This is a genomic window from Cellulosimicrobium funkei, assembly GCF_001019615.1.
GTDB lineage: Bacteria > Actinomycetota > Actinomycetes > Actinomycetales > Cellulomonadaceae > Cellulosimicrobium > Cellulosimicrobium cellulans_E.
Genome location: NZ_JNBQ01000016.1, coordinates 37,634 through 64,612, shown reverse-complemented (window position 1 = coordinate 64,612; position 26,979 = coordinate 37,634). Strand labels below are relative to the sequence as shown.

Below are 26,979 nucleotides of genomic sequence, written 5' to 3'. Positions count from 1 at the left end.
AAGCGCGAACCACCGTGTCGGGAGGATCATCATGAGAACCACGTCGGACTGGCCGATCGTCGTCGGGATCGACGGGTCCCCGGAGGCCTCGCACGCCCTGCGATACGCCGTACGCGAAGCCGAACGCCAGGGCTGCTACCTGTGGCTGGTCAACGCCATCCACGAGATCGTGCCGCTGGCACCGATGTGGCCGCTCCTGACGAGCGACACCCTCGTCGACGTCGGCCACGAGCTTCTTGCCGAGGCGCAGACGGTCGTCGAGGAGCTGTCCAGCAGTCGCGTGTCCGTCCGGGTCCAGGCGGCCCTGGGCCCGGCGGTCGACGTCCTTGCCGCCGCCGGGGAGCACGCGCGTCTCATCGTCCTGGGCCACCGGTCCCCGGCGCTGATGGAGCGCATCTTCACCGGCAGCACCACCTTCGGTGTGGCCGCACGCGCCTCGTGCCCGGTGCTGAGCGTGCCGCGCGACTTCGACGCAGACCGAGAGCACGGCATCGTCGTCGCGGCCGTCGACGGGACGGAGATCTCCCCGCACGTCCTCGACCGCGCCTTCACGATCGCGGCCGAGCGCTCCGCACGTCTGGAGATCGTGCACTGCTGGCGCCTCGACCCGTTCTACAGCTACCTGATCGACGAGTGGTCGGTCCAGGACGAGTGGCGAGGTCACACCTCGGAGGTGATCGACCGCCTGGTCGAGGAGGCCTCCTCGACCCACCCGTCCGTGTCGTTCGAGAGGTGGTTGGAGTACGCCGACGTCACCGACACCCTCGTCCGCCACTCCAAGGACGCCGACGTGCTGATCCTGGGCCGTCACGGCCACGGCACCCGCCCATCGGCTCTCGTCGCAGCCGTGCTCGGAAGCGTGACCCGGGCCGTACTGCACCACGCGCACTGCCCGGTCGAGGTCGTCCCCGCACCCCGCCCCGCCGAAGCACACGACGAGGCCCCGCTGCCGTCCCCGGCCCGCGTGCCGGAACCTGCCGACGTCATCGACACCTGACCCTCACCCACGCCGCCCGGCCAGGACGGCACGCACCAAGGAGAAGAACGATGAGCACCATCCACGAGCCGCGCCGAGCCTCTCAGCCCAGCTCGGCCCCCACCGCTGCACCGAGCACCGCGGTCGAACGCGAGACGGTAGTCGTCGAGACGCAGGCGCAGGTCGCGCTGAGGTATGTCGGCGCCGTCATCCGTATCGCCCTCGGCTGGGTGTTCCTGTGGGCGTTCCTCGACAAGGCCTTCGGCCTCGGCCACGAGACCCTCTCGGAAGACGCCTGGGTCAACGGCGGCCAGCCCACGGCGGGGTTCCTCGGCAACGCCACCAGCGGCCCCTTTGCCAACTTCTACCAAGGGCTCGCCGGACAGGCGTGGGTCGACTGGATCTTCATGGTCGGGCTGCTGGGCATCGGGCTCGCACTCATCCTCGGCATCGGGATGCGGATCGCAGCCGTCGCCGGCGCAATCATGCTGGTCCTGATGTGGACGGCCGTCCTGCCGCCCGCGAACAACCCCTTCATGGACGACCACCTGATCTACGCCCTCGTGCTCGTCGCCCTGGCCCTGGGCAACTCCGGGCGCACGCTCGGGCTGGGCACATGGTGGCAGAACACCCGACTGGTCCAGCGTTGGCCCGCCCTCACCTAGTGCCGCGCACATCGCGCCGCGCCGACCAGCGTGCACCGTCCATCATGAGGCTCGACGGGCCCCCTGCCCGGCGGGCCTCTCCCCTGCCCTCTCGTCAACGCCGCAGCGCCGCAATATCCTCGAAGGCGTGGACCGGACCTCGGTCGAGGTGCAGGAAGCGATACTGCAGGCCGTCAGCGGCATCTCGACCGACTTCGACCTGCGCGACCTGCTCGCCGGCGTGGTGCGCGCAGCCTGCACGCTGTCCGGCGCACGCTACGGGGCGCTCGGGGTCATCGGACGCTCACGCCGTCAGCTCATCGAGTTCATCGCCGAAGGCATGAGTCGGTCCGAGCGCGAACGCATCGGCCACCTACCCACCGGGCGCGGACTCCTGGGTCACCTCATCACCCACCACGAAGCCTTGCGCCTCGAAGACCTGACCAGTCACCCGTCCTCGTCCGGCTTCCCGCCCGGGCATCCACCGATGACGACGTTCCTCGGCGTGCCCGTCAAGGTCCGCGGCCGCGTCTTCGGCAATCTCTACCTCACTGACAAGTCCACCGGTCCCGCGTTCACCGCCGACGACGAGGAAGCCGTGACCGCGCTAGCGGGTCTGGCCGGTCTCGCCATCGAGCACGCCAAGCTCCTCATGACGACCGAACGGCGGGCACGATGGCTCGAAGCCACGGCAGCGATGCAGCCCGACGTCCTTCGCGCTACCGAGCCGCGCCAAGCGCTCGAAGCCGTGCTGCGACGAGCGCTGCAAGGCGCCGACGCCACCACGGCCCTCGCGATCGCGCCGGGCGCAGGAGGACGGTTCACCGTCCGCGCAGCAGTCGGGGGTCGCGCCGACGACCCGGACCAGATCCTGCAGGAGATTCACCAGCCCGCCATGCTCGCCATGGCGACCGACCGCACCCGCTGGGCCGACCTGCCCGACGGAGGCGCCATCATGACGCGGCTGGCGATCGACTCCGTCACCCGAGGTGCGCTCGTCGTCGTCCTGCCCCGGCGCCGCTACGCCGAGAATCTCAGCGCCGACACCGACTTCATCACCAACTTCGCCAACCAGGCCTCACTCGTGCTCGAACGACACCACACCCGCGCCATCCAGCAACAGCTCGCCGTCATGGCGGAACGCAACCGGATCGCCCGCGACCTGCACGACGTCATCATCCAGCGCCTGTTCGCGCTCGGGCTCCAGGTCCAGGCCATCACCCAGAAGAGCCCGGACACCGTCCGCGAGCCCCTGACCACAGTCCTGGGAGACATCGACGCCACCATCCGCGAGATTCGCCGCTCCATCGTCGATCTGCGACCGGCCCAGGAGCGCCAGCACTCCCTGCGCTCCAAGGTGCACGACCTCGTCGTCGAGTACGCCCACGTCCTCGGCAGGGCTCCCGCGCTCAAGGTCGACGGGCCGCTCGACACCCTCGTCGATGCCGAGATCCACCACCACGTCCTGGCGGTGCTGCGGGAGGGTCTGTCCAACGCAGCACGCCACGCGGTCGCCGAGCACGTCTGGGTCGACGTGACGGTCCGCACCGAAGAGCTCGTGTGCACCATCAGCGACGACGGCATCGGACCCCAAGGCGGTGTGGCTCACGGCGGCTTGCTCAACCTCGCCGACCGAGCCGGTGAGCTGGGCGGGCAGGTGGACATCCGCGCACGCGAGCCGCAGGGAAGCGTCCTGACCTGGCGCGTCCCATTCCGACAACCCCACGCCGAGGAACCGCACTAGCGTGGGCACGTCCGCCACCGCAGCACGACCCTCGACCCTCGTGCTTCGTCCGTTCGACTGCCTCGAACCCGCCGGAACGGCCCTAGCCCGGCGGCCCTTGCTCCCGCTTGAGTGGTAGTGGAGCGTCAGAGCCCAGCCTCCCGGCGTACGTCGGAGCCGGACGGCTCTGGGACTGCTCGCTGAGCACCAGGGAAGGACTCGGGTGATGAGCCGATCGAGGAGCGACGACAGCACCGTGCCGCGGCAAGGGGGCCGACCTTCCCTCTCTGCGCGTCGCGGCGGCTACGTCGTCGCCGTGCTGATCGACGCGGCACTGCTGGTCTTCATCCACGTCTGGCCAGGATGGCAGGTGGTGCCGTTCCTCACGACCGAGCTCGTCGAGGTGCTCCCGGCCGTGAACGCCACCCTGGTCGCGGGCATCGCCGCCAACACGGTGTACGTCCTGGCCGACCCGCCGTGGCTGCGCGCGCTCGGTGACGTCATCGTCACCGGCGTGGGGGTCGTCGCCCTCGTGACGTTGTGGCGCGTCTTCCCGTTCAGCTTTCCCGAGGAGGGCTTCGACTGGACGCTCGTGGTTCGCGTCATGCTGGCGCTCGGCGTCCTGGGGAGCGTGATCGCCATGATCGTCTCGACGGTGCGACTCCTACGGCCCACCACGACGGATGCCGACAGACCTGGGCCGGTGCCCCGCTGACGGCCAGCGCCCTGATGGCTCGCCCGGGCCTTCGCGGACCGAGGCAGCTCACCCGAGACGCTATCCGAGGAGCCTCGTGGCCAGCACCGCCGCCTGGGTCCGGGACTCGAGATCGAGCTTCGTCAGGATGTTGGAGACGTAGTTCTTCACCGTCTTCTCGGACAGGAACAGCTTGCTCGCGATCTGGCGGTTCGTCAGTCCCTCGGCGATCGCCGTCAGGACGTTGAGCTCCTGCTCGCTCAGTGCCGCCAACGCCGGCTCCTGAGCCGGGCCGGCTCGTAGCCGCTCGAGGACGCGCGAGGTCAGCGCGGGGTCGATCAAGGACTGGCCTGCGGCCACCCTCCGCACGGCATCCACCACGTCCGATCCGGTGATGACCTTGAGCAGGTATCCCGACGCACCCGCCATGATCGCCGAGAAGAGCGCCTCGTCGTCGTCGTACGACGTCAGGATCAAGGACCGGACGTCCGGCGCCGAAGCGTGCAGCTCCCGGCAGACCTCGATCCCTGAACCATCGGGCAGGCGCACGTCGAGCACCGCGACGTCAGGACGCAGCTGAGGTATCTCTCGGATGGCCGTTCGTGCCGTGCCCGACTCGCCGACGATCTCGAGCCCGTCCTCGGCCACGAGCAGACCCTTGAGGCCCCGCCGCACAACCTCGTGATCGTCAAGAAGGTACACGCGCACCTGCTCCATCGTTCTGTTGTACTCCCGCTCCTGAGGTCCTTCCACTCCTCGGAGGGCGAGGACGGTAGGCGTCGCGGGGTGGGCGACTCCCGTCGCTCGGAGCAATCACGTCCCGTGCCGCCGGAGGACTACCGCCAGGTGTGACCTTCTCCCCTACGTCGCGATCGCGACCGGCGTGAGCCTGAGAACGAGACAGCGAACCGGTCCACAAACGATCACAGAGGGGTAGAGACGGTCATGAGTCACACCTGGAGCATCACCGTCGAGCTGTTCGACGCCGACGACATCGAGCCAGAAGGCGCGATCACGACGGCTCACGCCGTCCTGAAGACCTCGAGCGGAACCACGCTGACGGGGCACGGTCGAGCTCGTCGCAGCCCCGGCGACACCCCGGTCAGGGAGATCGGGGAAGAGCTCGCCACGGCACGCGCACTGCGAGATCTCGCAGACCGGCTGCTACGAGCGACCTCGAACGACATCGCGGCGATCGAGCACCAACCGGTCCGGCTGATGGGTTGACTGCCGCCAGGAACGAAGAGGTGACCATCATGACCGCTCGCACCACACGGTGGCACGGCCTCGCCGTAGCCCTTCTTGTCGCAGCGGCGCTCCTTCTCGGAGCCTGCGCAGCCGGTCCCAACGTCGTCGCGAACCCCGGTGGCTACGGCTTCTGGTGGGGCCTGTGGCAAGGCATCATCCTGCCGGTCACGTTCATCGTCTCGCTCTTCACCGACACGGTGAGCATCTACGAGGTCGACAACAACGGAGGCTGGTACGACTTCGGCTTCGTGCTGGGGATCGCGATGTTCTCCGGACCTGCGATCGCGATCGGCGGCCGCAGGTCCTGACAGCGGCACTATCCCGGGAGAGCCTGTGACGGAGCCGAGCATGACCGACGACATCAGACTGACACAGTGGTCCGACGACGTCGAACACACGGTCGGGCTGCGCCAGCTCCTCCCGTGGGATCGCCTCAGCGACGTGTGCGGCCGCGCGTTCCCGGCCCTCTCCCGGGCCCTGGAGGACGCGGACGTGCGGATCACCGGGCCGCCCTACGCCCGCTACCGCGACAGCTCGGAGGAGCGGTTCGACGTCGAGGTGGGATTCCCCGTGAAGGAGGCGGTGGCCCCGGGCCGAGTCACGGTTGCGGTCCCCGTGGGCGGCTCGCTGGAGACCGGCGGTCTGCCGAGAGGCCGTGCCGTCGAGGCCGTGCACGTGGGGTCGCACGGCACCCTGCCTCTGACGTACGCCCACATGGAGGAATGGGCACGGGCGCGCGGGCTGGAGCCATCGGACCAGCTCTGGGAGTTCTACGAGATCGGACCGGACACGGATCCGGACCCGAGGACGTGGCGCACCCGGGTCTTCATGCCCGTCAGCGCGCCGGTGCACGAGACCTGCGAACGCGACACCCGCTGAGCGACCGCGCGACTCGGCACCCGTGACACAGTTCCACTCCGAGCCGATGCGCACGGTGGGTGATCTGCATGTCAACCCTGGCGGTGAGCTCCGAGGGTCACGGGCGGCGCCTCGGCCCCGCCGATACGTGGACGTCGACCAGCGCGAGATGAGACGACCAAGCTGGCATAGCAGGCAGCGCCGACAGGGATCGGCAGCCAGAACTGCAGCAGCCGCCAGGCCACGACGCCGAGAACGACCGGGCCCGACGGCTCGCCGAGACCGGTCAGGACGGAGATGACACCGGCTTCGACCACACCGAGGCCGCCGGGGGCGATGGGAACACCGGCCATGACGTTGGCGACACCGTAGGCGACACAGAGCGCGACAGGATTCGGCCGTACGCCGAAAGCTGCCAGGAAGACCCACAAGGCAGCCGCGTCCAGACACCAGTTGAGCGATCCCCAGACCGCGAACCTGCCCAGCAGGCGCCGCTCGGACAACAGGTCGACCACCCTGACCATGGTCGGTCGCACCCATCCCTGCAGTCGTGCACGCCACCGGGAGGACGACCACCGGGTGATGCGCTCTGCAGCAGCGGGAAGCCCGTCCGGGTGATGCTCCACAGCCCGCACGACGGCGAGCTCGGCCATCAGGACACAGATGACTGCCACTGCAACCCCCGCGTAGAGACCCGGCGCGACGCCGAGCAGCACGCCGGTCAGAGCAGCCACGCCGAGAATGAGCTGCAGAGTGGCTGCCGAGCCGAACCCCTGGACGGCTACGGCTGCGACGGCCTCCTCCACGCGCACGCCCCCTCGGTGCAGCAGACCGACACGGACGACGTTGCTCGTCGCCGCCCCCGCCGGAGTCACGTGCGCGACGCTCAAGGCTGACAGGTCCGTCCGGAACAGCCAGCTGAAGGCGGGTCTGCCCTCGCGGGGCAGAACGACCGAGGTCAGCACCGAATAGGTGGCCAGACTCAGTGCCTCGAGGAGCACACCCAGCGCCAAGAGGGTCGGCTCGACGTGGGAGAGCACCTCCAGGGCCCGTTCTGCAGCGGGCACCGACGGGACCAGGAGGAACCGCACGACGAGGAAGATCACCAACAGACGAGCTCCACGGCGAAGCCACACGTGCCGCGCACGATCGAGATGCCGAGGCACGTGACGTCGAGCAACCGAGCACCGCCGCGCGAGATGCGCCATGGCCTCCACGCTAGGCATCCGCGAGCACCACCGAACGAGGAAGAGTCCTCTGGTTCCCTGGGTCGAGTGGGACAGCCCCCGTCAGGGCCGGTCGACGGCAGATCTCAGCACTTTCCGTCCTCTCACAGGGACTCGCCGACCTGGCTGCTCGAAGCCCCGTGCGGCGTGCGGCATCACGGATATCGCTTTAGGGTGCCGTGTCCCTTCTGATGCTTTTGAGGCGTTATGCAATGCTCGACGTCCATCACTTCACCTACGGAGCGGTGACGCCGCTCATCTCCTACGCGGCGGCGGTCTCCGGGTCGGCCTGCGGCCTGTCCGCGGTGTCCCGGTCCCGGGTCGACGCGCCGTGGCACGTGCGGTCGGCGTGGCTGTGGCTCGGAGCCGCGGCCATCGGCGGGACCGGCATCTGGGTGATGCACTTCGTGGCGATGCTCGGGTTCACGGTCACGGGCATGCCGATCCACTACGACGTCCCGCTGACCGTCGCCTCCGCCCTCGTCGCCGTCGTGGTCGTCTCGATCGGGCTCCACCTCGTGATGATGTTCGGCTACCGGCCCGTTCTGCTGGTAACGGGTGGCGCCGTGGCCGGGCTCGGCGTGGCCGGGATGCACTACATGGGCATGGCCGCGATGCGGATGCACGGCACCATGCACTACAGCGCGCTCTCCGTCGCCCTGGCGGTGCTCATCGCGGTCGCGGCCGCGACGGCGGCACTGTGGCTGTGCGTCCACGCGAGAGGCGGGCTCTCGATGACCGTCTCGGCTCTCGTCATGGGGGTCGCCGTCGCCGGGATGCACTACACCGGGATGTGGGGTGTCTCGGTGACAGGCCAGCCGGGCACGCCCGACGACGGTGTCCCGATGCTGGACCTCCTCGGCGCCCTCCTGGTCGGTGGCGGCGGCTCCGTCGTGCTCCTCGTGTTCGTCGTGGTCGGTTCCCGGACCGAGTCCGAGCGCCTGCGGCACTCCGCCTTCCGGGACCGCCTGTCGCAGGAGACCGTCTCGCTCGGCAGGTAGCGCACGAGGGCGGGAGAAACTCGTCACGGACGACGTGCACGCACGCGGTCCTCCGCCTCGAGCACACGGCGGAGCCCGGTGAAGTCGCGTCGGAGGATCCCTGCCAGGACGGGCGTCGGGAGCAGCGCGAGGACGCGGAGCCAGTCGGCGACGTCGCCGTGGTAGTCGGCCAGGACGCGCGTGCCGGCGCCGTCGGGCGACGTGACGTACTCGACGCGGGAGTTCCAGGGTGCCGTGGAGTGCCAGACGACCCGCCGGTCCGGCTCGACGACCTCGAGCACGTCGGTGAACCGCACCCGGAACGGCCCGATGCGGTCCACCGCGGCCCACCGGTCGCCCACCCGGGGCGGGACGCCGTCCAACGGGCGACGGGAGTCGACCGCGGGTGCGAACTCGGGCCACCGACCGGGGTCGGCGAGGTACGGGAAGACGCGCGACGGCGGGTGGTCGAGGTGGACGTCGAGCGTCACGCGTCGCCACACGGCTCGGTCCTTTCCGTCCGGGCGTCAGACCATCGCCGGCACGGGGCGGTCCGGGTAGAGCTCGCGCATCGCCGCGTCGTACCGCCGCTTGAGCAGGAGCAGGTACAGCACCCGGACCGGAGCCGGCACGTTCGCGCGGAACCAGTCCTCGCGGTCGGCCTCGGGGACGCTCGCGACCAGCAGGCCGAGCTGGAGCGCCATGACGTCCTTGCCGAGCTCCTTGCGGTGCGCCAGCAGCGTGGCCCGTGTGTGCTCCTCCATGAAGTCCCACTCCTGCTGCGACATCACGTCCGCCGCCACGGGAAGGATGTCGCCCTCCTCCTGCCCGAGGTGCGCCGAGAGGACGTCCCGCAGCCCCTCGACGTCGGCGGCGAGGGCGTCGCGGAGCCGCGGGTCGGCGGTGGCCACCCAGGGCTCCAGCTGAGGCTCGATCCGGGCGAGGTGCACCGCGACCTCGGCGTGCTGCGCGCGCATCCGCCCGACATGGAGGGCGCAGGCGGGAGCGCGCACCTCCAACCGGTCCCACAGCACCAGGTCCTCGGTCTCGTGGTGCATGTGCAGCGCGAAGAAGTCCAGGTGGGCGTAGCGGCCCACGACCGCGGAGCGCGCCGTGTCCCCGGGTCGGACCTCACGCACGAGCTCGGGGAGCTCCCGGTACAGCCAGCGGAAGATCCGGTGGACGAGGAGCATGCCGGACGTGTCGCACCCGGGGTTCTGCCCTGGGGGCAGCGGCCCGGGGGGAGGGAGCCTGCTGGTCATCTCGTCCTCCGCCCGATCGGTCGACCTCGGTGTCGTCGTGGCGTACTGCGAACGCTACTCCCGCCCAGGAACGGGCCACGATGCTCGCCCGGCACGTTCACCCGGGCAGCGAGAAGCCCCGCCGTGTGGAGCGACGGGGCTTCTCGATCCGCTGTCTCATCGGATCCCGCCGGCGTTCTCACGCCGGAAGCATGCGCCCAGCCTATAGCGTCGTCGGGTGACGACGAGCGCCCGTGGCACCGACGACCGGGTCGAGCTGCTCTGGCTGCCGGTCGGTGCCGGCGGTCACGTGGTGCGGCGCACGAGCGCGTGGTGGGAGCGCGCGTGCGCCCTCGTCGAGCGCCGCCGCCCGGGTCCGCTGTTCCACGCCGCGCTCGAGGTGCACCTGGACGGCGTTCCCTGCACCGTCGAGATGACTCCCGCGTGGGGTCACGCCTCGGGCGTGCGCGGGGTGGTCGCCACCGGACCGGCCGTCGTCGTGACCCGCGACGCCGCCGCGGCCGCGCGGCTCCTGCACGCGGTCCCCGCATTCCCGACGTTCACCTGGGGTCGCAGGCTGCCGGGCGCCCACGACATGTGGAACTCTAACTCGCTCGTCGCCTGGCTGCTGGTACGGGCCGGACTCCCCGCCGACCAGGAGCCGCCCGCGGGAGGTCGCGCCCCGGGGTGGCGGGCCGGTGTCCTGGTGGCGGAGCGCGCAGCGGCCACGTCCTGGCCCGACGCGGCGTGACTCCCGGGGCCCGGACCGTGCCTGGCTCCGCCCCCGGCACGACCGCCTCCTCCTCGAGGAGGAGGATGCGCGCCCGCCGATCTCGGCCGTCGGCGGGAGCCGCGCGCCCTGACCCGTCCGTAGCGTCGACGACGGTGGCGCCCGAGGACCGGGCGCCTCGCGACGACGGGAGGACGCATGATCCAGGTGCAGGCGCTCACCAAGCGCTACGGGTCGGTGACGGCCGTGGACGGGCTGACGTTCACGGCGCGGCCGGGCACCGTGACGGGCTTTCTCGGCCCGAACGGCGCCGGGAAGTCGACGACGATGCGTGTCGTGGTCGGGCTCGAGCGCCCCACGTCCGGCACCGCGACGGTCGACGGACGGCGGTACGCCGACCTCCCTGCGCCTCTGCGCACCGTGGGGGTCATGCTCGACGCGCGCTCCGTGCACCCGGGACGCACGGCGTTCCGGCACCTGCGCGCCCTCGCGCGGACCCACGGGATCGGCCGGGGCCGCGTCGACGAGGTCATCGGGATGACCGGTCTCGAGAGCGTCGCCGGACGGCGTGCCGGCACCTTCTCGCTGGGGATGGGGCAGCGCCTCGGCATCGCCGGGGCGCTGCTCGGCGACCCCGCGACGCTCATCCTCGACGAGCCCGTGAACGGCCTCGACCCCGACGGCGTCCTGTGGGTGCGGGGGCTCGTCCGGGGGCTCGCGGCCGAGGGACGGACCGTGCTCCTCTCCTCGCACCTCATGCACGAGCTCGCGCTCTGCGCGGACCGGGTCGTCGTCATCGGCCGAGGCCGTCTCCTCGCCGACGCACCGGTCCAGGAGCTCGCCGCGGACGCGGGCTCGCTCGAGGACGCGTACCTGCGGCTCACCGCCGGAGCGGTCCAGTACCGAGGCCGCGCCTCCGTCGGGTCGGACCGCGCCGACGAAGAGACCGACCGCGCGACGGCAGGAGGTGCCCGATGACCGCCGCGACCCCCGCCCCGGTGCGCACTCCCCCGGCCCCTGCGCGGTCGACGCCCCGGGGCCCGACGCTCGCGCGCGTCGTCGGCTCCGAGTGGACCAAGCTCACGAGCCTCCGGTCCTCCTGGTGGGCCGCCGCGCTCACGGTCGCGGTCTCGGCCGCGCTGACCCACCTCTCGGCCCAGGCGTCCTCCGTGGACCCGGGGTTCGACCCGCTGGGCTCCCTCACGTCGGGCGTGCTGCTCGCCCAGGTGCCCCCGCTCGTCCTGGGCGTCCTCGTCGGCACGGGCGAGCACAGCACCGGCGCGTTCCGCACGACGTTCGTCGCCGTCCCGCGGCGCTGGCCGGTGCTCGCCGCGCAGACGGTCGTCACCGCCGCGTTCGCGCTGCTCACGGCCGTGCTCGCGGTCGGCGCCGCCGTCCTCGCCCTCGTCCCCTCGGCGCGGGCCCGCGGGATCGCCCTCGACCTCGCGAGCGACGGCACGCCTCAGGTGCTCGGTGGGATGGTGCTCCTGCTCGTCGCGATGGCCCTGCTCGGCCTCGCGCTCGGCGCGCTCCTCCGGCGGCCGGTGCCCGCCCTGACGGTCGCGGTCCTCGTCGTCCTCGTCCTGCCCGTCGCGCTCGTGCTCGCGGCCGACCTGGCGGGCGACCCGCTCGCCACGTCCGCGGTCGTGCCGCCGGCCCAGGCGGCCGTCAGCACCGCCGTGACGTTCCTCCCCGCCGGCGCGGGGTCCCTGCTGACGACCGAGGGCGCCGTCGAGGGGGCGCCCGACCTCGGCGCGCTGGGCGGTGGGCTCGTCCTGGCGACGTGGGTCGCCGTCCCCCTGGCTCTGGCCGGCGTCCGCCTCCGCACGCGGGACGTGGTGTGACGTGGCCGTGACGACGCAGACCCCCGCCGTCCGGCCCGCGGACCGCTCGCAGGTGACCCTCCGCCGGGTCCTCGCGGCCGAGCTCGACAAGCTCACGAGCCTGCGCGCGACGGGTTGGCTCGCCCTGGCGACGGTCGCGGCGTCGGCCGCGAGCGCCTGGGCGCTCGGCCTGTTCGCCCGGCCCGACGCCGGCACGTCCGGTGCGCCCGTGGCCGTCGCCGGGTACGTGCTCGCCCAGCTCGGGTTCCTCGTGCTGGGCGCGACGACCGGCTCGGGCGAGTTCCGCACCGGTACGGCGCGTGTCACCTTCGTCGCGGTCCCCCGGCGGATCCCGGTGCTCGTGGCCCAGGTGCTCGTCACGACGGCGGCCGCGGCCCTCACGGCCGCGCTCGCGCTGGGCGCGGCGCTCGCGGCGACCGCCGGCCAGCGCGCGGCGACCGGGCTCGTGCTGGACGTCGCGGACCCCGAGACGGCGCGCCTCCTCGGGGGGTTCGTGCTCTACCAGACCGGGGTGGCGCTCGTCGGGCTGGGGCTGGGGGCCCTGCTGCGCCGGCCCGACGCCGCTCTCGTCGCCGGGGTGGTCCTGGTCGTGGTGCTCGACCACCTCCTCGCCACGAACCCCGGCCGGGTCGCGGACACGGCGCGCGCCCTCCTCCCGGGCGCCGGGACGCGGCTCCTCCAGGGCGACGAGCGGCTCGCCGCGCTCGACGCGACGACGCTGGGCCCGCACGTCGGTCCGTGGGCGGGCGGTCTCGTGCTCGCCGCGTGGGCCGGGCTCCTGCTCGTCGCGGCGGGGATCCGCCTGCGCCACCATGACGTCACCTGACCCGGCCGAGGACGGATGGGAGAGTGGGGCCATGCCCCCGCCGTCCCCCGCCGCTGCCGTGCGCACGGCGACCGACGCCGTCGCCCTCGCCACGCCCGACCTCCGGCGGCGCGGGCCGCTCGGCCGCCTGGTCGAGGAGCACCCGCGGGCCGCGGACGCGGCGCTCGTCGCCGGCCTCGTCTCGCTCGGGCTCGTCACCGCGGTCCTCGGGCTCGCGACCGTCGAGGGGTCCACCGGGCTCGGCCTCTTCCGGCCCGACGAGCCCGTCGCCCAGGTGGTCGTCACGGCCTGGCTCGCCGGCGCGGTCCTCGGGGCGACGCTCCTCCTCGCCCGCCGCACGCGACCGCTCGCCGTCACGGTCGCGCTCACGGCGCTGGCCGTCGCGTCCCTCGCGACCGCGGGCGTGCTGGGGGTGCTCGGGGTGTGCCTCGCGTGCGCGGTGCACGCCGTCGCGGCCTCCCGCCCGCCGCGCACGGCGTGGCTGACGTGCGCGGCGGTGCTCGCCGTCGTCACGGTGGCGCTGTGGTGGTGGCAGGACATCGGCCTCGCCGAGATCCTGCTCTGGAGCGACCCGGTCGTGTCGCCGGACGGCGACCCCGTGCGGGACCTCGCCGAGCCGCCCTTCTCCCCCGGCCGCCGGTCCGCGTCCGTCTCGCTCCTGCTCGCGCTCCTGCTCCTCGGCATGGCCACGGGCTCCGGCGCGCGCGCCCGGCGGCTCCATGCCGAGGACCTGGCGGAGCGCTACCGGGCCATGGCCCGGGACCGGGACCAGAGCGCGGCGCTCGCTCGCGCGGGCGAGCGCGCCCGCATCGCCCGGGAGATGCACGACGTCGTCGCGCACAGCGTCTCGGTGATGGTCGCCCTGTCCGACGGCGCGGGCGCCGCGCTCGACCGCGCCCCCGACCGCTCGCGCGAGGCCTTGCGGGAGCTCTCCCGGACCGGGCGCGAGGCGCTGACCGACATGCAGCGCGTCCTCGGCGCGCTCGACCCCGACGACGAGGAGCCCGGGACGCCGGACGGGCGGCCCGAGCCGACCGGGACGGACCTCGCGGCCGTCGTCGCGCGCTTCCGCGCCGCGGGCGTGCCCGTGACGGCGACCGGCCTCGACGTCCCGCTCCCGGACGACACCTCGCTCCGGCTCGCGGTCGTGCGGGTCGTGCAGGAGTCGCTGACGAACGTCCTGCGGCACGCGCCCGGGACGTCGACGGCCGAGGTCGAGGTCCGGCGCGGCGCGGACGTCGTCGAGGTCGAGGTCCGCGACGCCGGCGGCACCCGCCCCGGCGCGGGTGGCGGGACCGGCCGCGGCATCCTCGGGATGCGCGAGCGCGCGGCCCTGCTCGGCGGCAGCGTCGCGGCCGGCCCCCGCCCCGAGGGCGGGTGGGTCGTGCGCGTCGTGCTCCCGTGGGACCGGCCGGAGGAGCTGCGACGGGACCTGCGGGAGGGTCTGCCGGAGGACGAGGACGACGGAGGGGCCCCGTGACGACCGTGCTGCTCGTGGACGACCAGGCGCTCCTGCGCATGGGGTTCCGGCTCGTGATCGAGTCGGAGCCCGACCTCGAGGTGGTCGGCGAGGCGTCCGACGGCCGGGTCGCGCTCGACCAGGTCGCGGCGCTCGCGCCCGACGTCGTCGTCATGGACGTCCGCATGCCCGGCATGGACGGCATCGAGGCGACCCGGCGCGTCGTCGCGGAGCACCCCCGGACGCGCGTGCTCGTGCTGACCACGTTCGACGTCGACGAGTACGCGTTCGCGGCGCTGCGCTCCGGCGCGAGCGGATTCCTGCTGAAGAACGCCCGCCCGCACGACCTCGTCGAGGCGATCCGCACCGTCGCGGCGGGGAGCTCCGTGGTCGCGCCCCGGGTGCTGCGCCGCATGCTCGACCTCTTCGCCCCGCACCTGCCCGCCGGGGAGCAGCCGACGGACGACGGCCTCGACCCACGCCTGCGGTCGCTCACGCCCCGCGAGCTCGACGTGCTGCGGTGCGTGGCCGAGGGCCTGTCCAACGCCGAGATCGCCGAGCGCCTCGTGCTGTCGTCGACGACCGTCAAGACGCACGTGGGCAACCTCCTCGCCAAGCTCGGTGTGCGGGACCGGGTCCAGGCCGTGATCGTCGCCTACGAGAGCGGGCTGGTCGGGTCGCTGTCCTGACCGAGGTTCCCGCCCGTGGCCGGTGCGCCGCGTTCACCCCCGACGGGTGAGGCTCTGCCCCGGGTCCGCTGCGACCGTGGTGACGAGCGCCGGAGAGGAGCCCACGATGACGGCTGCGCAGATCCCCCGACAGCAGGTCCCTCCCGCCACGGGCCCGTGGCACACCGCCTCGACGGAGGCCGTGTGCGCGGCGCTCGACGTCGACCCGGCGGTCGGGCTGACGTCGGCGCAGGTCGCCGAGCGGCGCGCCCGGTACGGGCCCAACGCGCTCGCGGAGGAGCGCAAGGAGAAGCCGTGGCAGGCGTTCCTGCGCCAGTACCGGGACCTCATGCAGCTCGTCCTCGTCGGGGCGGCGGTGGTCAGCATCATCGCGCTCGGCGACGTCACGACGGGCGTCGTCGTCCTCGGGCTCACCGTGCTCAACGCGCTCATGGGCCTGCACCAGGAGGGCAAGGCCGCCCAGAGCGTCGCGGCGCTGCAGCAGATGCTCGTCATGACGGCCACGGTGCGACGCGACGGCCGGCAGGAGCAGGTGCCCGCAGAGGAGCTCGTGCCGGGCGACGTCGTCGGCTTCGAGGCGGGGAGCAAGATCCCGGCCGACGGGCGGCTTCTCGTCGCGGCGTCGCTGGAGATCGAGGAGGCCGGCCTCACGGGCGAGAGCACCCCGGTCGCCAAGGGCGTCGAGACGGTCGTCGCGGACGACGCTCCGCTCGGGGACCGCACCGACATGGCGTACATGAACTCGCAGGTGACGCGCGGGCGCGGCGAGATGGTCGTCACGGCGACGGGCATGACGACCGAGGTGGGCCGCATCTCCGGGATGCTCAGCGGCGTCGAGCAGGACAAGACCCCGCTCACGCGCCAGCTCGACCGCATCACCGTGATCATCACGGTCATGGCGGCCGTCGCCCTCGTCGTCGTGGTGGTCCTGGGCCTGGTGCGCGGCGAGGACTTCGACAGCCTGTTCGTGGTCGGCATCAGCCTCGCGATCGCCGCGATCCCGACGGGCCTTCCCGCCGTGGTGACCATGCTGCTGTCGCTCGGCACGCGCCGGCTCGCCGAGGAGGGCGCGATCGTCAAGCGCCTCAAGTCGGTCGAGACGCTCGGCTCGACGTCCGCCATCTGCTCGGACAAGACCGGGACCCTCACGCTCAACCAGATGACGGCGCGCCGGCTGGTGCTCGCCGGACGCCGGTTCTCCGTCGACGGCGAGGGCTACTCGACGACCGGGCGCATCCTCGCGGCCGCCGGCTCGACGGACGTCCCGCTCGAGCCCGTCGCGCTGCCCCTGGCGCTCGCGAGCGACGCCGTCGTGCGCGACGGCGAGTGCATCGGCGACCCCACCGAGGGCGCCGTCGTCGTCCTGGCAGCGAAGGCAGGCCTCGACGTCGAGGAGACGCGCGCCGAGCACCCTCGTGTCGCGGAGGTGCCGTTCGACGCCGCGTACAAGTTCATGGCGACGTTCCACGACATCGACGGCGCGCTCACGTGCTTCGTCAAGGGCGCACCGGACGTGCTGCTCGCCCGGTCGAGCCGCTACCTCACCGCCGACGGCGGGACGGCGCCGCTCGACGACGACGCCCGGGCGCGCGTCGTGGCCGAGAACGACGCGCTCGCGGGCGAGGGCATGCGCGTGCTCGCGGTCGCGCGACGGACCGTCGGTCGGGACGAGCTGTCCGGAGAGCTCCTCGACGCGGTGCGCGACCTCGAGCTGGTCGCGCTCGTCGGCATCGTCGACCCGCCGCGGCGGGAGGCGCGCGACGCCATCGCGGAGTGCCGCGACGCCGGCATCCGCGTCCGGATGATCACGGGCGACCATGTGACCACCGCGGCCGCGATCGCCGCGCAGCTCGGCATCGAGGGCCGTGCGCTGACCGGTGCCGAGTTCGCCGCGATGTCCGACGCCCAGCTGGAGGCGGAGGTCGGGGAGATCGGCGTCGTCGCGCGCGTCGCGCCCGAGGACAAGGTGCGCCTCGTCGACGTGCTCAAGCGCAAGGGCGACGTCGTGGCCATGACCGGCGACGGCGTCAACGACGCCCCGGCGCTCACGCGCGCGGACATCGGCGTCGCGATGGGCATCACCGGCACCGAGGTGACCAAGGACGCCGCGGAGATGATCCTCACCGACGACAACTTCGCGACCATCGTGGCCGCCGTCGAGGGAGGTCGCGGGCTCTACGACAACCTCATGAAGTACATCCGCTTCCAGATGGTCGTGCTCGTGGGCTTCATCCTCACGTTCGTGGGCGCCGGGATCTTCACCGTCGCGGGCGGCACGCCGCTCACGCCGCTGCAGATCCTCTGGGTGAACTTCGCGATCGACGTGCTGCTCGCGATCGGTCTCGGCTTCGACGCCGCGACGCCCGGCCTCATGCGCCGTCGTCCCCGGCCGCCGACCGAGCCGGTCATCGGGCGCGGGCTCGGGGTCCGGCTCGCCGTGGGCGGCGTGCTCATCGCCGTCGGCTCGCTCGTCGCCGTGGCGTGGGGCGAGGCCGACGCCGACCTGGCCGTCGCGACGACGATGGGTCTGACCGCGATGTCGCTCCTGCACGTCGTCGCCGCGCTCGAGTGGCGCGACCCGCGGGCCAGCATCCTGTCGTTCGAGACCCTCGCCAACGGCCGGTTCGTCGTGCTGCTGCTCGCGTCGCTGGGTCTGACGTTCCTCGTCACGACCCTCGACGGCCTGCAGCGGATCTTCGGCACGGTCGACCTCGACGGCGGCCAGTGGGGCGTGTGCGCGCTCGTCGCGCTCGGGTTCCTCGTCCTCGCGGAGCTCGGCAAGCTCGTGCTGCGCCAGGTGGACAAGCACCGGACGCCCGCCGAGGCCCCTGCGACGTCCCGGGACTGACCCGTGTCGGCTCAGGGCACGACGCCGAGCTCGCGGCCCCGACGCACGGCGTCGCGGCGCGAGCTCACGCCGAGCTTGCGGTAGACGGACTTGAGGTGCGCCTTCACGGTGTTCACCGACACGAAGAAGTCCTCGGCGATCTCGACGTTGCTCGCCATCGACGGCAGCACCGCGAGGATCGCCAGCTCCCGCTCGGTGAGGGGCTCGACGAGCGGCGTCGGCTCGGGCGCCCGGTCCGCCGGGTCGAGGTGGGCGCGCAGCAGCACGGCGAGCGCGTCGTCGCGCCCGGCGACGGCGCGCGCGAGGGCCGGACGCAGCTCGCGCACCACGACCGTCAGGAAAGGACGGACGAGACGCTCCGTGGCGGCGAGGTCCAGTGCGCGGGCCAGCGGGACCTCCACGCGGCGGGTGCCCGCCCGGGCCAGCGCCGACGCCTCGACGAGGGCCGCCTCGACGCGCACGAGGGTGCTCACGTCCCCCTCCTCCACGTCCGCCAGCCCCGCGACGGCGCGCAGGGCAGCCCCGGTGCGCCCCGTGGTGAGCAGCTCGCGTGCGCCGCACACCGCGACGACGGCCGCTGCGCCCAGGCCTTCCCGACGCACGCGCACCGGGAGGGCGGGCTGCGTGCCGTCGTCGAGCAGGCGGACCGCGGCGGTCGCCCGGACCCACAGGTCGGCGAGCACAGGCGGCGCCGCGACGGGTCCGAGCGCACGGTCGGCCGCGACCAGCGCGTGGCGTGCCGCACCGGCGTGCCCACGGTCCGCCGCCACCAGTGCCTGGAGGAGGCGGACGGCCGCCACGGACGCCGGCTCGCGGCCTCCGGCGTCGGCCGCCAGGGCGTGGGCGAGCTCCCGGTCGAGGGCCTCTTCGGAGGCCCGCAGGTATTGCACCCAGGCGCGTGCCGCGTGGGCCGGTCGCACGTGGGCGTACCCGTCCCAGCCGCGCGGCTCCGCCTCGGTCACGACCGCCAGAGCGAGCCGCTCCCCTTCGTCGAGCCGGCCCTCCGCGACGGCGTGGAGGGCCGCCGCCGCGCGCGCACCGAGGACGAAGAGCTGGGGCGCGCGCCCCTCGCGCCCCGGGGGCGGCGCGAGCGGGAACGACGACGTCACCGGGTCCGGGCCCACCGAGCACCACGCGAGGCCCGCGGCACGGTGAGCCTGCGCGAGTCCGCGGTAGGTGTCGAGGGCGGGGAACGGGTACGGTGCCGCGTCTGCTGCGGCGAGGGCTGCACCGGCCGCCGTCGCGATCCCCCGGACGTCGCCGGTCGAGCGCGCGACGGAGGCGTCGAGCAGCCCCAGGAGCACGGCAGCCGCGGGCTCCTCGACGGGGTCGAGGAGGTCGCGGGCCGTCTCGACGTGGTGCCGGGCGGCGTCGAACCGCTCGTCGACGTACGCGAGCGCGCCCGCGCACAGGTGGAGGCGGGCGTCGACCCCGATCGTCGCGTACGGCACGCGCCGCAGCGTGTCCGCGACGGTCTCGCGGTGTGGTCCTGCGAGCTGCACCGCCGCGCCCTCGACGAAGACCTCGCCCACGAGCGGCCAGTCCTCCGCCGCCGCCGCATGCTCGAGGGCCCGTAGCGCCTCGCCGTCCCGTGCGAACCAGCGCGCCGCCGCGCGGTGCGCGTCGCGCAGCCGGGACGGGTCCTCGAGCCGGAACTGGCTCAGGAGCATCTCGCGCAGGAGCGGGTGGTACCGGTACCAGGTGCGGCCCTGGCCCGCCGTCATGACGAACCCGTCGGCCGCGGCGAGACCGGGGAGCAGCCGCTCCGCCGGTGCCCCGGGATCGAGCGCGGACGCGAGGTCCGGGCACACGGCCGAGGTCACGCTGGTGCGCAGGAGGAAGCTGCGGGTCGCCGGTTCCTGGCCGTCGAGGACCTCCGCCAGGAGGAACTCCGCCGCCGAGCGGTCGGCGCGTGCCCGGCTCGCGGCGTCGTCGGCCTCGACCCGGAGGCGGACGCCCACCGCCCAGCCGCCCGTCTCGTCGAGGACGCGCCCCGCTCCGGACGCCGAGAGCGGCTTCCCGTGGACCGCGGCGAGCGTCGTGACGGCCGGGGCGTCGAACGCGAGGTCCGCGGCACCGACCTCGGCGACCTCGCCCTGCGCTCGCAGCCGCTGGAGCCGGACCAGCGGGTCGACGCGCGTGAGGAGGACGAGGTGCAGGGGAAGCGGGTACCGCAGAAGGTCGTCGACCGTCGCCGCGACGTCGGGCCGCGCGGCGTGGTGGAAGTCGTCGAGCACGAGGACGACGGGCTCGGGCAGCTGCTCGACGGCCGCGAGGACCCGGCGCAGGAGCGCGGGCGAGAGCCGCGGCGGGACGACGAGCGTCTCGAGCGGGTGCCCCGGGGGCACCGCGCCCGCGGCGCGCAGCGCGGACAGGACGTCCGCCCAGAACGCCGCCGGCTTGTCGTCGAACGGCTCCAGCGTCAACCAGGCCACCCGCGGGCCGGTGGCAGAGCGCGCCCACCGGGCCACGGCAGTCGTCTTGCCCCAGCCCGGGCCGGCCGACACGAGCGTCAGACGCCGCGTCACCGCAGAGGCGACGAGGGTCTCGACCGAGGGGCGCGCGACCGTCGTCGCGGGGAGCTCCGGGACCGACGTCCGGGCGCACAGTATCTCGGAGGCGTCGGCGCCGCGCGCGACCGCCGTCCGCTCGGCACGTGGCTTGACCGAGGCCATGACTGCAGGCTAGGCCCGGGGTCCGAAGACCGCACGACGGAACGTCGAGACGCCGCGCGCGTCAGGCCGGCCCCGCGCCGGACGGCGGGGCCACGGCGGCCGTGGGGTCGGCGACGACGGCCGGTCGGGCGAGGATCTCGACGATGACGAGCACGATCCCCGCGCCGAGCGCGACGCCCACCACGAGGCCCGGTGTCAGGGAACCGGCCAGGAGGAGGACGAGAGCGGCGACGCCGATGACGACGACCCGCACGAAGGCCTTGTGCCGTCCGAGCCAGTCGCCGACCGGGCCCGCGGAGACCCCGCGCCCCTCGCCCCACCCGCGCACCGCGGCGCCCGCCCGCCCCAGCCCGGCGCGCAGGCTGCGCGCGGACGCGCTCGGCCCGCCGAGGTACGCGGCGAGCGCGACGACGAGACCGAGGACCCCCACGGTGCGCAGCGTGAGGCGCAGGTACCCCACGGCCTGGTCGAACACGACCTCGGCCGCGTCGAGCCGCAGGACCTGCCCGGAGAGCGCACCGAGGTAGAGGCCGCGCGCGACCGCGAGCCCGACGCCGAGCCCGACCATCGCCCCCGTCAGCGCGAGCCCGGCGACGACGAGCGCACGCGACCGACGGTTCGCGACGAGGACCCCGGCAGCGAGCAGGCCGAGCACGACCCACGGCAGCCACGTCGTGAGCGTCACGATCTGCGCGTACCGGTTCTGGAGCATGACGAGCTCCGCGGACTGCGCGATGGTGAACGTCGCGTCGACGGACGGGATGCGGGCGGCGACGTCCAGCCCGCGGTCGACGAGCCGCTCCTTGAGCAGGTCGATCAGACCGGAGAGCTGGATGCTGAGGCGGCCGTCGTCGACCTGGAGGATGTCGCCGTCCTCGCCGCGCATGACGGCGACGAGCTGCTGGTGCGCCACGCGGTTCGCCTGGAGCCAGGCGCCCTCGAAGGCGTCGCTCTCGACGAGCCGGGTCGCGGTCTCGTGCACCAGGGACTCGACGCCGCTCTGGAGGGGTGCCTCGAGCGCAGCGAGCGCCTGGGTGGCGCGCGGCGGGACGTCCCGCTCCTCCAGCCCTCCGACGAGGTCGTCGACGAGCGCCCCGACGTCGATGCGGGACATGACCTCCTCCGTGAGCCGTCCCGCGACGGCGGACTGCACGACCGGGTCCGCGGCGAGCGGACCGACCGTCGCGACGTAGCGGTCGGTGTCCGTCAGCTCCCGCTGCGCCCACGCCGAGACCGCGCCCAGCGGGGCCAGGAGCGCCCCCAGCGTGATGAGCACCGCGCACGCCACGGCCCGCAGGCGGCGCCGCGGACGGCGGACGGCGGACGGCGGCTCCCCGCTCGCCCCGGTTCCCGTCCCGGCCCCGCCGTCCACCGCCGTCGGCCGCTCCGCGAGCCGTCGCCGCAGCTCGGCGTTCTCCCGCTCGAGCGCGGCGAGCCGTGCCGCGACGTCGCCGGTCTCGCCGCCCGTCGTCTCGCCGGTGCCCGTTCCGATGCCCGGTCCCGTTCCCGCCGCCTCGCCGGCGCCGGTCCCGGTGCCGGTCGTGCGCTCGCCCTCGTCCGCCATCACGGGGTCCTCAGGCGAGCGCCCGGGCCTTGAGGCGCGCGAACTCGTCGGCGTCGATCGTCCCGGCGTCGTACAGCGCCTTCGCGTCCGCGATCTCGCTCGCCGGTGAGCGGCCGGTGCTCGCGGTCGCCCGGACGTAGTCGTCCATGACCTGGCGCCGCGCGCGGTCCTCCTCGGCGTGGCGCTCGGCCATGCCGCCCCCGCGGGCGATCACGTAGATCAGCGCCGAGAGGTAGGGCACGAAGATCAGCGCGATGATCCACAGCGCCTTCCACCAGCCGCTGAGCGCCTTGTCGCGGAACAGGTCGGCGACGATCTGGAACAGCACGACGAGGTACGCGATGAAGAAGAACCACCACACCATGAGCCAGAACCAGTCCCAGAAGCCGTCCATCGAGCACCCCTCCTGTCGGGTCACGGACGTCCCGTGACGGTCCCACTGTGGGTCGTCCGCCCGTCCGCGTGCTCACCCGCCGGGGGTAGTCGCCGGCGCGCCGGCCCCGGGGCACCCGCGCCGGGTGATCCGCGCCTCCCCGCGCGCCCGCATCCTGGTCCGACGTGGGCGAGCCAGGAGAGGCGCATGGACGGCACGACGATGGTCGAGGTGACAGTGCAGGGACCTCTGTCGCTCCCCGCGGCCGACCTGGCCGAGCTGGGCGTGCACCGGACGGCGGAGTGCACGCTGCTCGAGGCGACGGTGCGCGACCAGGCAGCGCTGTACGGGCTGCTCCAGCGCCTCGCCGCGCTCGGCCTCGACCTGCTCGAGCTGCGCACCGCGACGCCGGGGCAGCGGGCCGACGTCGAGGTCGTCGTCCGCGGGCCCGTGGGCGCGCTGGTGCAGGAGATGCTGCGCGACGTCGGCCGCGCCCTCCCGGGGTCGCTCACGTCCTACCGGCTCCGGGACACCGACCTGGCCGACCTGCTCGCCGTGGCCTCCGGCCTGCGCGAACCCGCCTCCGGCGACGACCCGCCGCCCGCCGCTCCCCCGGAGCCGCCCGCCACGCCGGGGCGGCGCGCGGCCGACGCGATGGACGTGCGGATCGCGCAGCTGCGCCAGCTCGCCGCGCTGCGCGACCAGGGCGTCCTCACGGACGCCGAGCTCACGGAGCAGAAGGCGCACATCCTGGGGACGTGACGGGCCAGGTGACCGCCCGCCGTTACATCGTCCCAACATTCGAGACATCCGGGGTCGCGCTAGGGCCAACTGATGCACTAGCGCATAGTGCCAAGCACATCACGACGCGCTCGCTCGTGTGTCAGACCCAGGAGGACTCATGGCCATCTCACGCCGCTCGTCGATCACCATCTCGCTCGTCGCGGCGGCAGGGATCCTGGCGGGCTGTGCGGGCGGGAGCGACCCGTCCGGCGGCGGGGACGACGCCGCGCCGAAGATCTCGTTCCTCTACTCCCCCTACGCGGACTACGCGCCGTTCTTCCTCGCGGAGGACAAGGGGTACTTCGAGGAGGCGGGCGTCGACGTCGAGCTCCTCGCCAAGGGCGGGACGTCCGGCGAGACCTACCAGCTCGTCAGCACGAACAACGTCACGGCCGGCGGCGCCACGTGGGGCGCGGGCCTGTTCAACGCCACCGAGGCCGGCGCGTCGCTCTCGGTGATCGCGAGCGTCTCGCGCGTGCCGGAGAGCGGGCCGAACCCGGCACCGTTCGTCGTCGCGGCCGACTCCGGCATCACGTCGATCGAGCAGGTCGCCGGCAGCCGCGTCGGCATCCCCGGCGACGGCGGCTTCGGCATCTACTCGGTGGCCAAGGCGCTGGAGGCCGGCGGGCTCACGCTCGACGACGTCGAGCTCGTCAACGTCGGCCCGCCCGAGACGGGTCCCGCGCTCGTGGGCGGCTCCGTCGACGCCGCCTGGTCGATCGAGCCCATCTCGTCGTCGCTGGAGAGCGAGGGCATCGCCTCCGAGATCCTCCCGATCGACTACCACGCGGGCACCGAGCTCGGCGCACTGGTGTTCAGCACCGAGTACGTCGACGAGCACCCCGACGCGGTCGTCGCGTTCACGGCCGCGTACCTGCGCGCCGCCGCGGAGCTCGAGGCGGGCGGCTGGGACGACCCGGCGAACCAGGAGATCATCGCGCGGTACACCGAGCTGCCCGTCGAGACGCTCACGTCGCTCGCGCTCACGGAGCAGGACCCGACGGGCGAGATCGACTGGGAGGACGTGCACGCCCAGGAGCAGTTCTTCCGCGACCGCGGCACGCTCGAGTACGAGGGCGAGGCGGACGTCGAGAGCATCTTCCGCGCCGACCTCCTCGAGCAGGCGCGTGAGCGGGCCGCGGAGCTCGGCTCGTGACGGCCGTCTCCGTCGAGGGCCTCTGGAAGGGGTTCCACGACCGTCGCCGCGACGACGTGCTCGTCGCGCTCCAGGACGTGTCGCTCACCATCGAGGACAACGAGTTCGTCTGCGTGCTCGGACCCTCCGGGTGCGGCAAGAGCACCCTCCTGCGCATCCTCGCGGGCCTGGAGGAGGCCGACCGCGGGACCGTGACCATGGCGGCGCGACCGTCGGTCGTCTTCCAGGACCACGGCGTGCTGCCGTGGCTCACGGTCGAGCAGAACGTCGAGTACCCGCTGCGCCTGCGCGGCGTGCGGCGCTCGGCCCGGCGCGAGCGCGTCGCTCCCCTCCTGGACATGGTGGGCCTCACGGAGTTCCGGGGCTTCTACCCGCACCAGCTCTCGGGCGGCATGCGGCAGCGCACGTCGGTCGCGCGGGCGCTGGCCGACGACGGCGCGACCCTTCTCATGGACGAGCCGTTCGGCGCGCTCGATGAGCAGACGCGCGTCGTGCTGCAGCAGGAGCTGCTGAAGATCTGGTCGCAGACCTCGCGGTCGGTGCTCTTCATCACGCACAGCGTCGACGAGGCGCTCGTGCTCGCGGACCGCGTCGTCGTCATGTCCGCCCGGCCCGGGCGCATCCTCGCCGACGTGCGGGTCCCCTTCGACCGCCCGCGCGACATCCTCGAGCTGCGCCGCGACCCGCGCCACGGCGAGATCACGTACGAGCTGTGGCGGCTGCTGCGGGACGCCGAGGCACAGGACGCCGCGGCGCACGACGCGGCGGGAGCGGACGAGCGATCCGCCGACGCCCAGGAGGCGGTCGCATGATGATCCCCACGGACGAGCGCGCCCCCGTCCGCCCGGGCGGCCACGCCGCGCCGGGCGGCGCCCCGGACACGCCCCACGACGCCGACGACCGCACGGCCGAGATCACGCGCGAGCTGACCGAGAAGCTGCGCCGCAAGCGGACGGGCCGCGTCGTGCGGATCGTCGGGCCGTTCACGCCGCTCCTGCTCCTCGCCGTGTGGGAGCTCGCGAGCCGGACGAACGTGCTCGACGCGCGGTTCTTCCCGCCGCCCTCGTCGATCGCCGAGACCTTCGCGCAGCTCGTCGGGAGCGGCGAGCTCTTCGAGCACGCGGGCATCACGCTCACGCGCATCGCGATCGGGTTCGTGCTCGGCGCCGTGCCCGGGCTGGTGCTGGGGATCGCGCTCGGGTCGGTCACGACCCTGCGCACGCTCCTCGGACCGATCTTCGCGAGCCTGCTGCCCGTGCCCAAGGTCGCGATCTTCCCGCTGCTGCTCCTCGTGTTCGGCCTCGGCGAGGCGAGCAAGTACGTGATCGTCGCGATCGGCGTGTTCTTCTACGTCTTCTACAACGCGATGGGCGGCGTGCTCCAGACGCCGCAGATCTACTTCGACGTGGCGACCGCCAACGGCGCGGGCCGGCTCCAGCGCTGGCGCACGGTCGCGCTGCCCGCCGCGCTGCCGAGCATCTTCACCGGGCTCAAGCTCGCCGTGGGCGGCGCGTTCGTCATCATCGCGGCCTCGGAGTTCGTCGGGTCGCGCAACGGCCTGGGCTACCTCATCTGGAGCTCGTGGACGACGTTCGCCGTCGCGAAGATGTACGTGGGCATCGTCACCATCTCCGTGCTGGGCTACCTCTCCACGACCCTGGTCGCGGTGCTCGAACGACGTCTCGTGCCCTGGTCCCGTCAGTAGGAGGCAGCATGAACCGATCCCACCACGACCCGTCCCGCGCGCCCGGGGCCGTCGCATGAGCGTCGTCCCGGCCGCGGACCGGATCTACCACGAGCTGCGGCGCCGGATCATCTTCACCGAGCTGCGCCCCGGCGAGGAGATCGACGTCACCGAGACGGCGTCCGAGTTCGGGACGTCGCGCACCCCGGTGCGCGACGCGCTGCACCGCCTCGACCACGACGGCCTCGTGGACGTGCGACCGCGCGCCCTGTGCCGCGTCGCCCCGGTGACCCTCAAGACGCTCGTCGACGTGCTCGACGTGCGCGAGGCGACGGGACCGATGGCGACGCGCCTCGCGGCCGCCCACGCGAGCCCGGTCGAGGTCGACGAGCTCGCGGCCATCGCCGAGGGCACGTACCCGCAGGCGCAGGACGTGCAGTCGATCCTGTCGGCGTCGCACCTGTTCCACTGCCGGGTCGCGAAGTACTCGCGCAACCCCCGGCTGCACGCGATCACCGAGCTCGCGCTCGAGGACCTGGAGCGGGCGTTCCGGCTCTGCGGACGCCAGCCCCTGGAGCCCGGGCCGCCGCTCGACGACCACCGGCTCCTCATCGAGGCGCTCCGCGCGGGCGACGGCGAGCGCGCCGCCCGGCTCGAGCTCGAGCACATCCGCCGCGGCCGCAGCGTCGTCATGGGCCTCGCGATCGACTCCGGGGCGTTCTTCGGCGACGACTGAGCGCCTGCCTGTACCACCCGCA

27 protein-coding genes are annotated in these 26,979 nt (G+C 73.4%); 20 read left to right on the top strand and 7 right to left on the bottom strand.

All coding sequences use genetic code 11. The annotated features are described in order from the left end of the window. The first annotated feature begins 31 nt into the window (after window positions 1-31). From FB00_RS12770 to FB00_RS12755, 4 genes are all read left to right on the top strand, one after another. A complete protein-coding gene (locus tag FB00_RS12770; RefSeq protein WP_047233290.1) occupies window positions 32-997 on the top strand; it encodes a universal stress protein in 966 nt (321 codons plus the stop codon). 50 nt (window positions 998-1,047) lie between these two features. Next, window positions 1,048-1,641: a DoxX family membrane protein gene (locus tag FB00_RS12765; RefSeq protein WP_047233289.1), complete on the top strand. Its 594-nt coding sequence runs from the start codon at window positions 1,048-1,050 to the stop codon at window positions 1,639-1,641. 127 nt (window positions 1,642-1,768) lie between these two features. Beyond that, entirely contained in the window at window positions 1,769-3,364 is a 1,596-nt protein-coding gene (locus FB00_RS12760) for a GAF domain-containing sensor histidine kinase (RefSeq protein ID WP_052877647.1), read from the top strand. A gap of 295 nt (window positions 3,365-3,659) precedes the next feature. Next, entirely contained in the window at window positions 3,660-4,058 is a 399-nt protein-coding gene (locus FB00_RS12755; RefSeq protein ID WP_052877646.1) for a hypothetical protein, read from the top strand. Between the two features lie 60 nt (window positions 4,059-4,118). Here the strand turns inward: FB00_RS12755 and FB00_RS12750 are convergent, their stop codons facing one another. Further along, a complete protein-coding gene (locus tag FB00_RS12750) occupies window positions 4,119-4,754 on the bottom strand; it encodes a response regulator (RefSeq protein WP_047233286.1) in 636 nt (211 codons plus the stop codon). Window positions 4,755-4,982: 228 nt separating this feature from the next. On the opposite strand from FB00_RS12750, the gene FB00_RS12745 reads away from it, so the two are divergent. From FB00_RS12745 to FB00_RS12735, 3 genes are read left to right on the top strand one after another with little or no spacing between them, the layout of a single operon-like run. Then, window positions 4,983-5,264 (top strand): DUF1876 domain-containing protein, encoded by a 282-nt coding sequence (locus FB00_RS12745; protein WP_047233285.1) that lies wholly within the window; start codon window positions 4,983-4,985, stop codon window positions 5,262-5,264. Window positions 5,265-5,293: 29 nt separating this feature from the next. Next, window positions 5,294-5,593 carry a hypothetical protein gene (locus FB00_RS12740; protein WP_047233320.1) on the top strand — a complete coding sequence of 100 codons (300 nt, stop codon included), beginning with the start codon at window positions 5,294-5,296 and terminating at the stop codon, window positions 5,591-5,593. Between the two features lie 40 nt (window positions 5,594-5,633). Beyond that, on the top strand, window positions 5,634-6,164 hold the full coding sequence (locus FB00_RS12735; RefSeq protein ID WP_156186395.1) for a GyrI-like domain-containing protein: 531 nt from the start codon (window positions 5,634-5,636) through the stop codon (window positions 6,162-6,164). Between the two features lie 71 nt (window positions 6,165-6,235). Here FB00_RS12735 and FB00_RS12730 read toward each other — a convergent pair whose 3' ends face one another. Further along, complete coding sequence (locus FB00_RS12730) at window positions 6,236-7,249, bottom strand: lysylphosphatidylglycerol synthase transmembrane domain-containing protein (RefSeq protein ID WP_047233284.1); 1,014 nt, start codon at window positions 7,247-7,249, stop codon at window positions 6,236-6,238. 332 nt (window positions 7,250-7,581) lie between these two features. Here FB00_RS12730 and FB00_RS12725 point away from each other — a divergent pair, with 332 nt between their 5' ends. Then, complete coding sequence (locus FB00_RS12725; protein ID WP_047233283.1) at window positions 7,582-8,370, top strand: MHYT domain-containing protein; 789 nt, start codon at window positions 7,582-7,584, stop codon at window positions 8,368-8,370. Between the two features lie 23 nt (window positions 8,371-8,393). Here FB00_RS12725 and FB00_RS21160 read toward each other — a convergent pair whose 3' ends face one another. Next, the gene (locus tag FB00_RS21160) at window positions 8,394-8,852 is read right to left on the bottom strand and encodes an SRPBCC family protein (RefSeq protein ID WP_052877644.1); all 459 of its coding nucleotides are present in this window, start codon (window positions 8,850-8,852) and stop codon (window positions 8,394-8,396) included. Window positions 8,853-8,876: 24 nt separating this feature from the next. Continuing rightward, window positions 8,877-9,611: a hemerythrin domain-containing protein gene (locus tag FB00_RS12715; RefSeq protein ID WP_047233282.1), complete on the bottom strand. Its 735-nt coding sequence runs from the start codon at window positions 9,609-9,611 to the stop codon at window positions 8,877-8,879. Window positions 9,612-9,828: 217 nt separating this feature from the next. On the opposite strand from FB00_RS12715, the gene FB00_RS12710 reads away from it, so the two are divergent. From FB00_RS12710 to FB00_RS12680, 7 genes are all read left to right on the top strand, one after another. Beyond that, window positions 9,829-10,341 carry a hypothetical protein gene (locus FB00_RS12710; RefSeq protein WP_047233281.1) on the top strand — a complete coding sequence of 171 codons (513 nt, stop codon included), beginning with the start codon at window positions 9,829-9,831 and terminating at the stop codon, window positions 10,339-10,341. Between the two features lie 177 nt (window positions 10,342-10,518). Continuing rightward, window positions 10,519-11,298: an ABC transporter ATP-binding protein gene (locus FB00_RS12705; RefSeq protein ID WP_047233280.1), complete on the top strand. Its 780-nt coding sequence runs from the start codon at window positions 10,519-10,521 to the stop codon at window positions 11,296-11,298. Then, window positions 11,295-12,164 carry an ABC transporter permease gene (locus FB00_RS12700; protein WP_047233279.1) on the top strand — a complete coding sequence of 290 codons (870 nt, stop codon included), beginning with the start codon at window positions 11,295-11,297 and terminating at the stop codon, window positions 12,162-12,164. Before FB00_RS12705 ends, FB00_RS12700 begins: the two co-directional genes overlap by 4 nt. A gap of 7 nt (window positions 12,165-12,171) precedes the next feature. After that, window positions 12,172-12,990: a membrane protein gene (locus FB00_RS12695; protein WP_047233317.1), complete on the top strand. Its 819-nt coding sequence runs from the start codon at window positions 12,172-12,174 to the stop codon at window positions 12,988-12,990. Between the two features lie 31 nt (window positions 12,991-13,021). Then, entirely contained in the window at window positions 13,022-14,470 is a 1,449-nt protein-coding gene (locus tag FB00_RS12690; protein WP_052877641.1) for a histidine kinase, read from the top strand. Beyond that, window positions 14,467-15,138, top strand: a complete 672-nt coding sequence (locus FB00_RS12685) for a response regulator (protein WP_047233278.1) — start codon at window positions 14,467-14,469, stop codon at window positions 15,136-15,138. Before FB00_RS12690 ends, FB00_RS12685 begins: the two co-directional genes overlap by 4 nt. Window positions 15,139-15,244: 106 nt before the next feature. Further along, window positions 15,245-17,986: a cation-translocating P-type ATPase gene (locus FB00_RS12680; RefSeq protein WP_047233277.1), complete on the top strand. Its 2,742-nt coding sequence runs from the start codon at window positions 15,245-15,247 to the stop codon at window positions 17,984-17,986. An 11-nt stretch (window positions 17,987-17,997) separates the two neighbouring features. On the opposite strand, the gene FB00_RS12675 is transcribed toward FB00_RS12680, so the two are convergent. From FB00_RS12675 to FB00_RS12665, 3 genes are all read right to left on the bottom strand, one after another. Further along, entirely contained in the window at window positions 17,998-20,661 is a 2,664-nt protein-coding gene (locus FB00_RS12675) for a LuxR C-terminal-related transcriptional regulator (RefSeq protein ID WP_047233276.1), read from the bottom strand. 61 nt (window positions 20,662-20,722) lie between these two features. After that, window positions 20,723-22,225 carry a hypothetical protein gene (locus FB00_RS12670; RefSeq protein WP_082141272.1) on the bottom strand — a complete coding sequence of 501 codons (1,503 nt, stop codon included), beginning with the start codon at window positions 22,223-22,225 and terminating at the stop codon, window positions 20,723-20,725. Window positions 22,226-22,235: 10 nt separating this feature from the next. After that, window positions 22,236-22,619: an SHOCT domain-containing protein gene (locus tag FB00_RS12665; RefSeq protein ID WP_047233275.1), complete on the bottom strand. Its 384-nt coding sequence runs from the start codon at window positions 22,617-22,619 to the stop codon at window positions 22,236-22,238. Window positions 22,620-22,805: 186 nt separating this feature from the next. Between FB00_RS12665 and FB00_RS12660 the strand changes: the two genes are divergently transcribed. From FB00_RS12660 to FB00_RS12640, 5 genes are all read left to right on the top strand, one after another. Further along, the gene (locus FB00_RS12660; protein ID WP_047233274.1) at window positions 22,806-23,360 is read left to right on the top strand and encodes an SHOCT domain-containing protein; all 555 of its coding nucleotides are present in this window, start codon (window positions 22,806-22,808) and stop codon (window positions 23,358-23,360) included. Window positions 23,361-23,499: 139 nt separating this feature from the next. Then, window positions 23,500-24,537: an ABC transporter substrate-binding protein gene (locus tag FB00_RS12655; RefSeq protein ID WP_082141271.1), complete on the top strand. Its 1,038-nt coding sequence runs from the start codon at window positions 23,500-23,502 to the stop codon at window positions 24,535-24,537. After that, window positions 24,534-25,349 (top strand): ABC transporter ATP-binding protein, encoded by an 816-nt coding sequence (locus tag FB00_RS12650; protein WP_047233273.1) that lies wholly within the window; start codon window positions 24,534-24,536, stop codon window positions 25,347-25,349. The genes FB00_RS12655 and FB00_RS12650 overlap by 4 nt, the downstream gene beginning before the upstream one ends. Next, window positions 25,346-26,242 (top strand): ABC transporter permease, encoded by an 897-nt coding sequence (locus FB00_RS12645; protein ID WP_231581834.1) that lies wholly within the window; start codon window positions 25,346-25,348, stop codon window positions 26,240-26,242. Before FB00_RS12650 ends, FB00_RS12645 begins: the two co-directional genes overlap by 4 nt. Before the next feature lie 55 nt (window positions 26,243-26,297). Continuing rightward, window positions 26,298-26,957: a GntR family transcriptional regulator gene (locus FB00_RS12640; protein WP_052877640.1), complete on the top strand. Its 660-nt coding sequence runs from the start codon at window positions 26,298-26,300 to the stop codon at window positions 26,955-26,957. Window positions 26,958-26,979: the final 22 nt, after the last annotated feature.

Excerpts from the sequence above, each read along its gene's own strand:
- FB00_RS12770 (WP_047233290.1), top strand. The coding sequence starts at position 32 with ATGAGAACCACGTCGGACTGGCCGATCGTCGTCGGGATCGACGGGTCC.
- FB00_RS12765 (WP_047233289.1), top strand. The coding sequence starts at position 1,048 with ATGAGCACCATCCACGAGCCGCGCCGAGCCTCTCAGCCCAGCTCGGCC.
- FB00_RS12750 (WP_047233286.1), bottom strand. The coding sequence starts at position 4,754 with ATGGAGCAGGTGCGCGTGTACCTTCTTGACGATCACGAGGTTGTGCGG.
- FB00_RS12745 (WP_047233285.1), top strand. The coding sequence starts at position 4,983 with ATGAGTCACACCTGGAGCATCACCGTCGAGCTGTTCGACGCCGACGAC.
- FB00_RS12740 (WP_047233320.1), top strand. The coding sequence starts at position 5,294 with ATGACCGCTCGCACCACACGGTGGCACGGCCTCGCCGTAGCCCTTCTT.
- FB00_RS12735 (WP_156186395.1), top strand. The coding sequence starts at position 5,634 with ATGACCGACGACATCAGACTGACACAGTGGTCCGACGACGTCGAACAC.
- FB00_RS12725 (WP_047233283.1), top strand. The coding sequence starts at position 7,582 with ATGCTCGACGTCCATCACTTCACCTACGGAGCGGTGACGCCGCTCATC.
- FB00_RS12715 (WP_047233282.1), bottom strand. The coding sequence starts at position 9,611 with ATGACCAGCAGGCTCCCTCCCCCCGGGCCGCTGCCCCCAGGGCAGAAC.
- FB00_RS12705 (WP_047233280.1), top strand. The coding sequence starts at position 10,519 with ATGATCCAGGTGCAGGCGCTCACCAAGCGCTACGGGTCGGTGACGGCC.
- FB00_RS12700 (WP_047233279.1), top strand. The coding sequence starts at position 11,295 with ATGACCGCCGCGACCCCCGCCCCGGTGCGCACTCCCCCGGCCCCTGCG.
- FB00_RS12690 (WP_052877641.1), top strand. The coding sequence starts at position 13,022 with ATGCCCCCGCCGTCCCCCGCCGCTGCCGTGCGCACGGCGACCGACGCC.
- FB00_RS12680 (WP_047233277.1), top strand. The coding sequence starts at position 15,245 with ATGACGGCTGCGCAGATCCCCCGACAGCAGGTCCCTCCCGCCACGGGC.
- FB00_RS12675 (WP_047233276.1), bottom strand. The coding sequence starts at position 20,661 with ATGGCCTCGGTCAAGCCACGTGCCGAGCGGACGGCGGTCGCGCGCGGC.
- FB00_RS12670 (WP_082141272.1), bottom strand. The coding sequence starts at position 22,225 with ATGGCGGACGAGGGCGAGCGCACGACCGGCACCGGGACCGGCGCCGGC.
- FB00_RS12665 (WP_047233275.1), bottom strand. The coding sequence starts at position 22,619 with ATGGACGGCTTCTGGGACTGGTTCTGGCTCATGGTGTGGTGGTTCTTC.
- FB00_RS12660 (WP_047233274.1), top strand. The coding sequence starts at position 22,806 with ATGGACGGCACGACGATGGTCGAGGTGACAGTGCAGGGACCTCTGTCG.
- FB00_RS12655 (WP_082141271.1), top strand. The coding sequence starts at position 23,500 with ATGGCCATCTCACGCCGCTCGTCGATCACCATCTCGCTCGTCGCGGCG.
- FB00_RS12645 (WP_231581834.1), top strand. The coding sequence starts at position 25,346 with ATGATGATCCCCACGGACGAGCGCGCCCCCGTCCGCCCGGGCGGCCAC.
- FB00_RS12640 (WP_052877640.1), top strand. The coding sequence starts at position 26,298 with ATGAGCGTCGTCCCGGCCGCGGACCGGATCTACCACGAGCTGCGGCGC.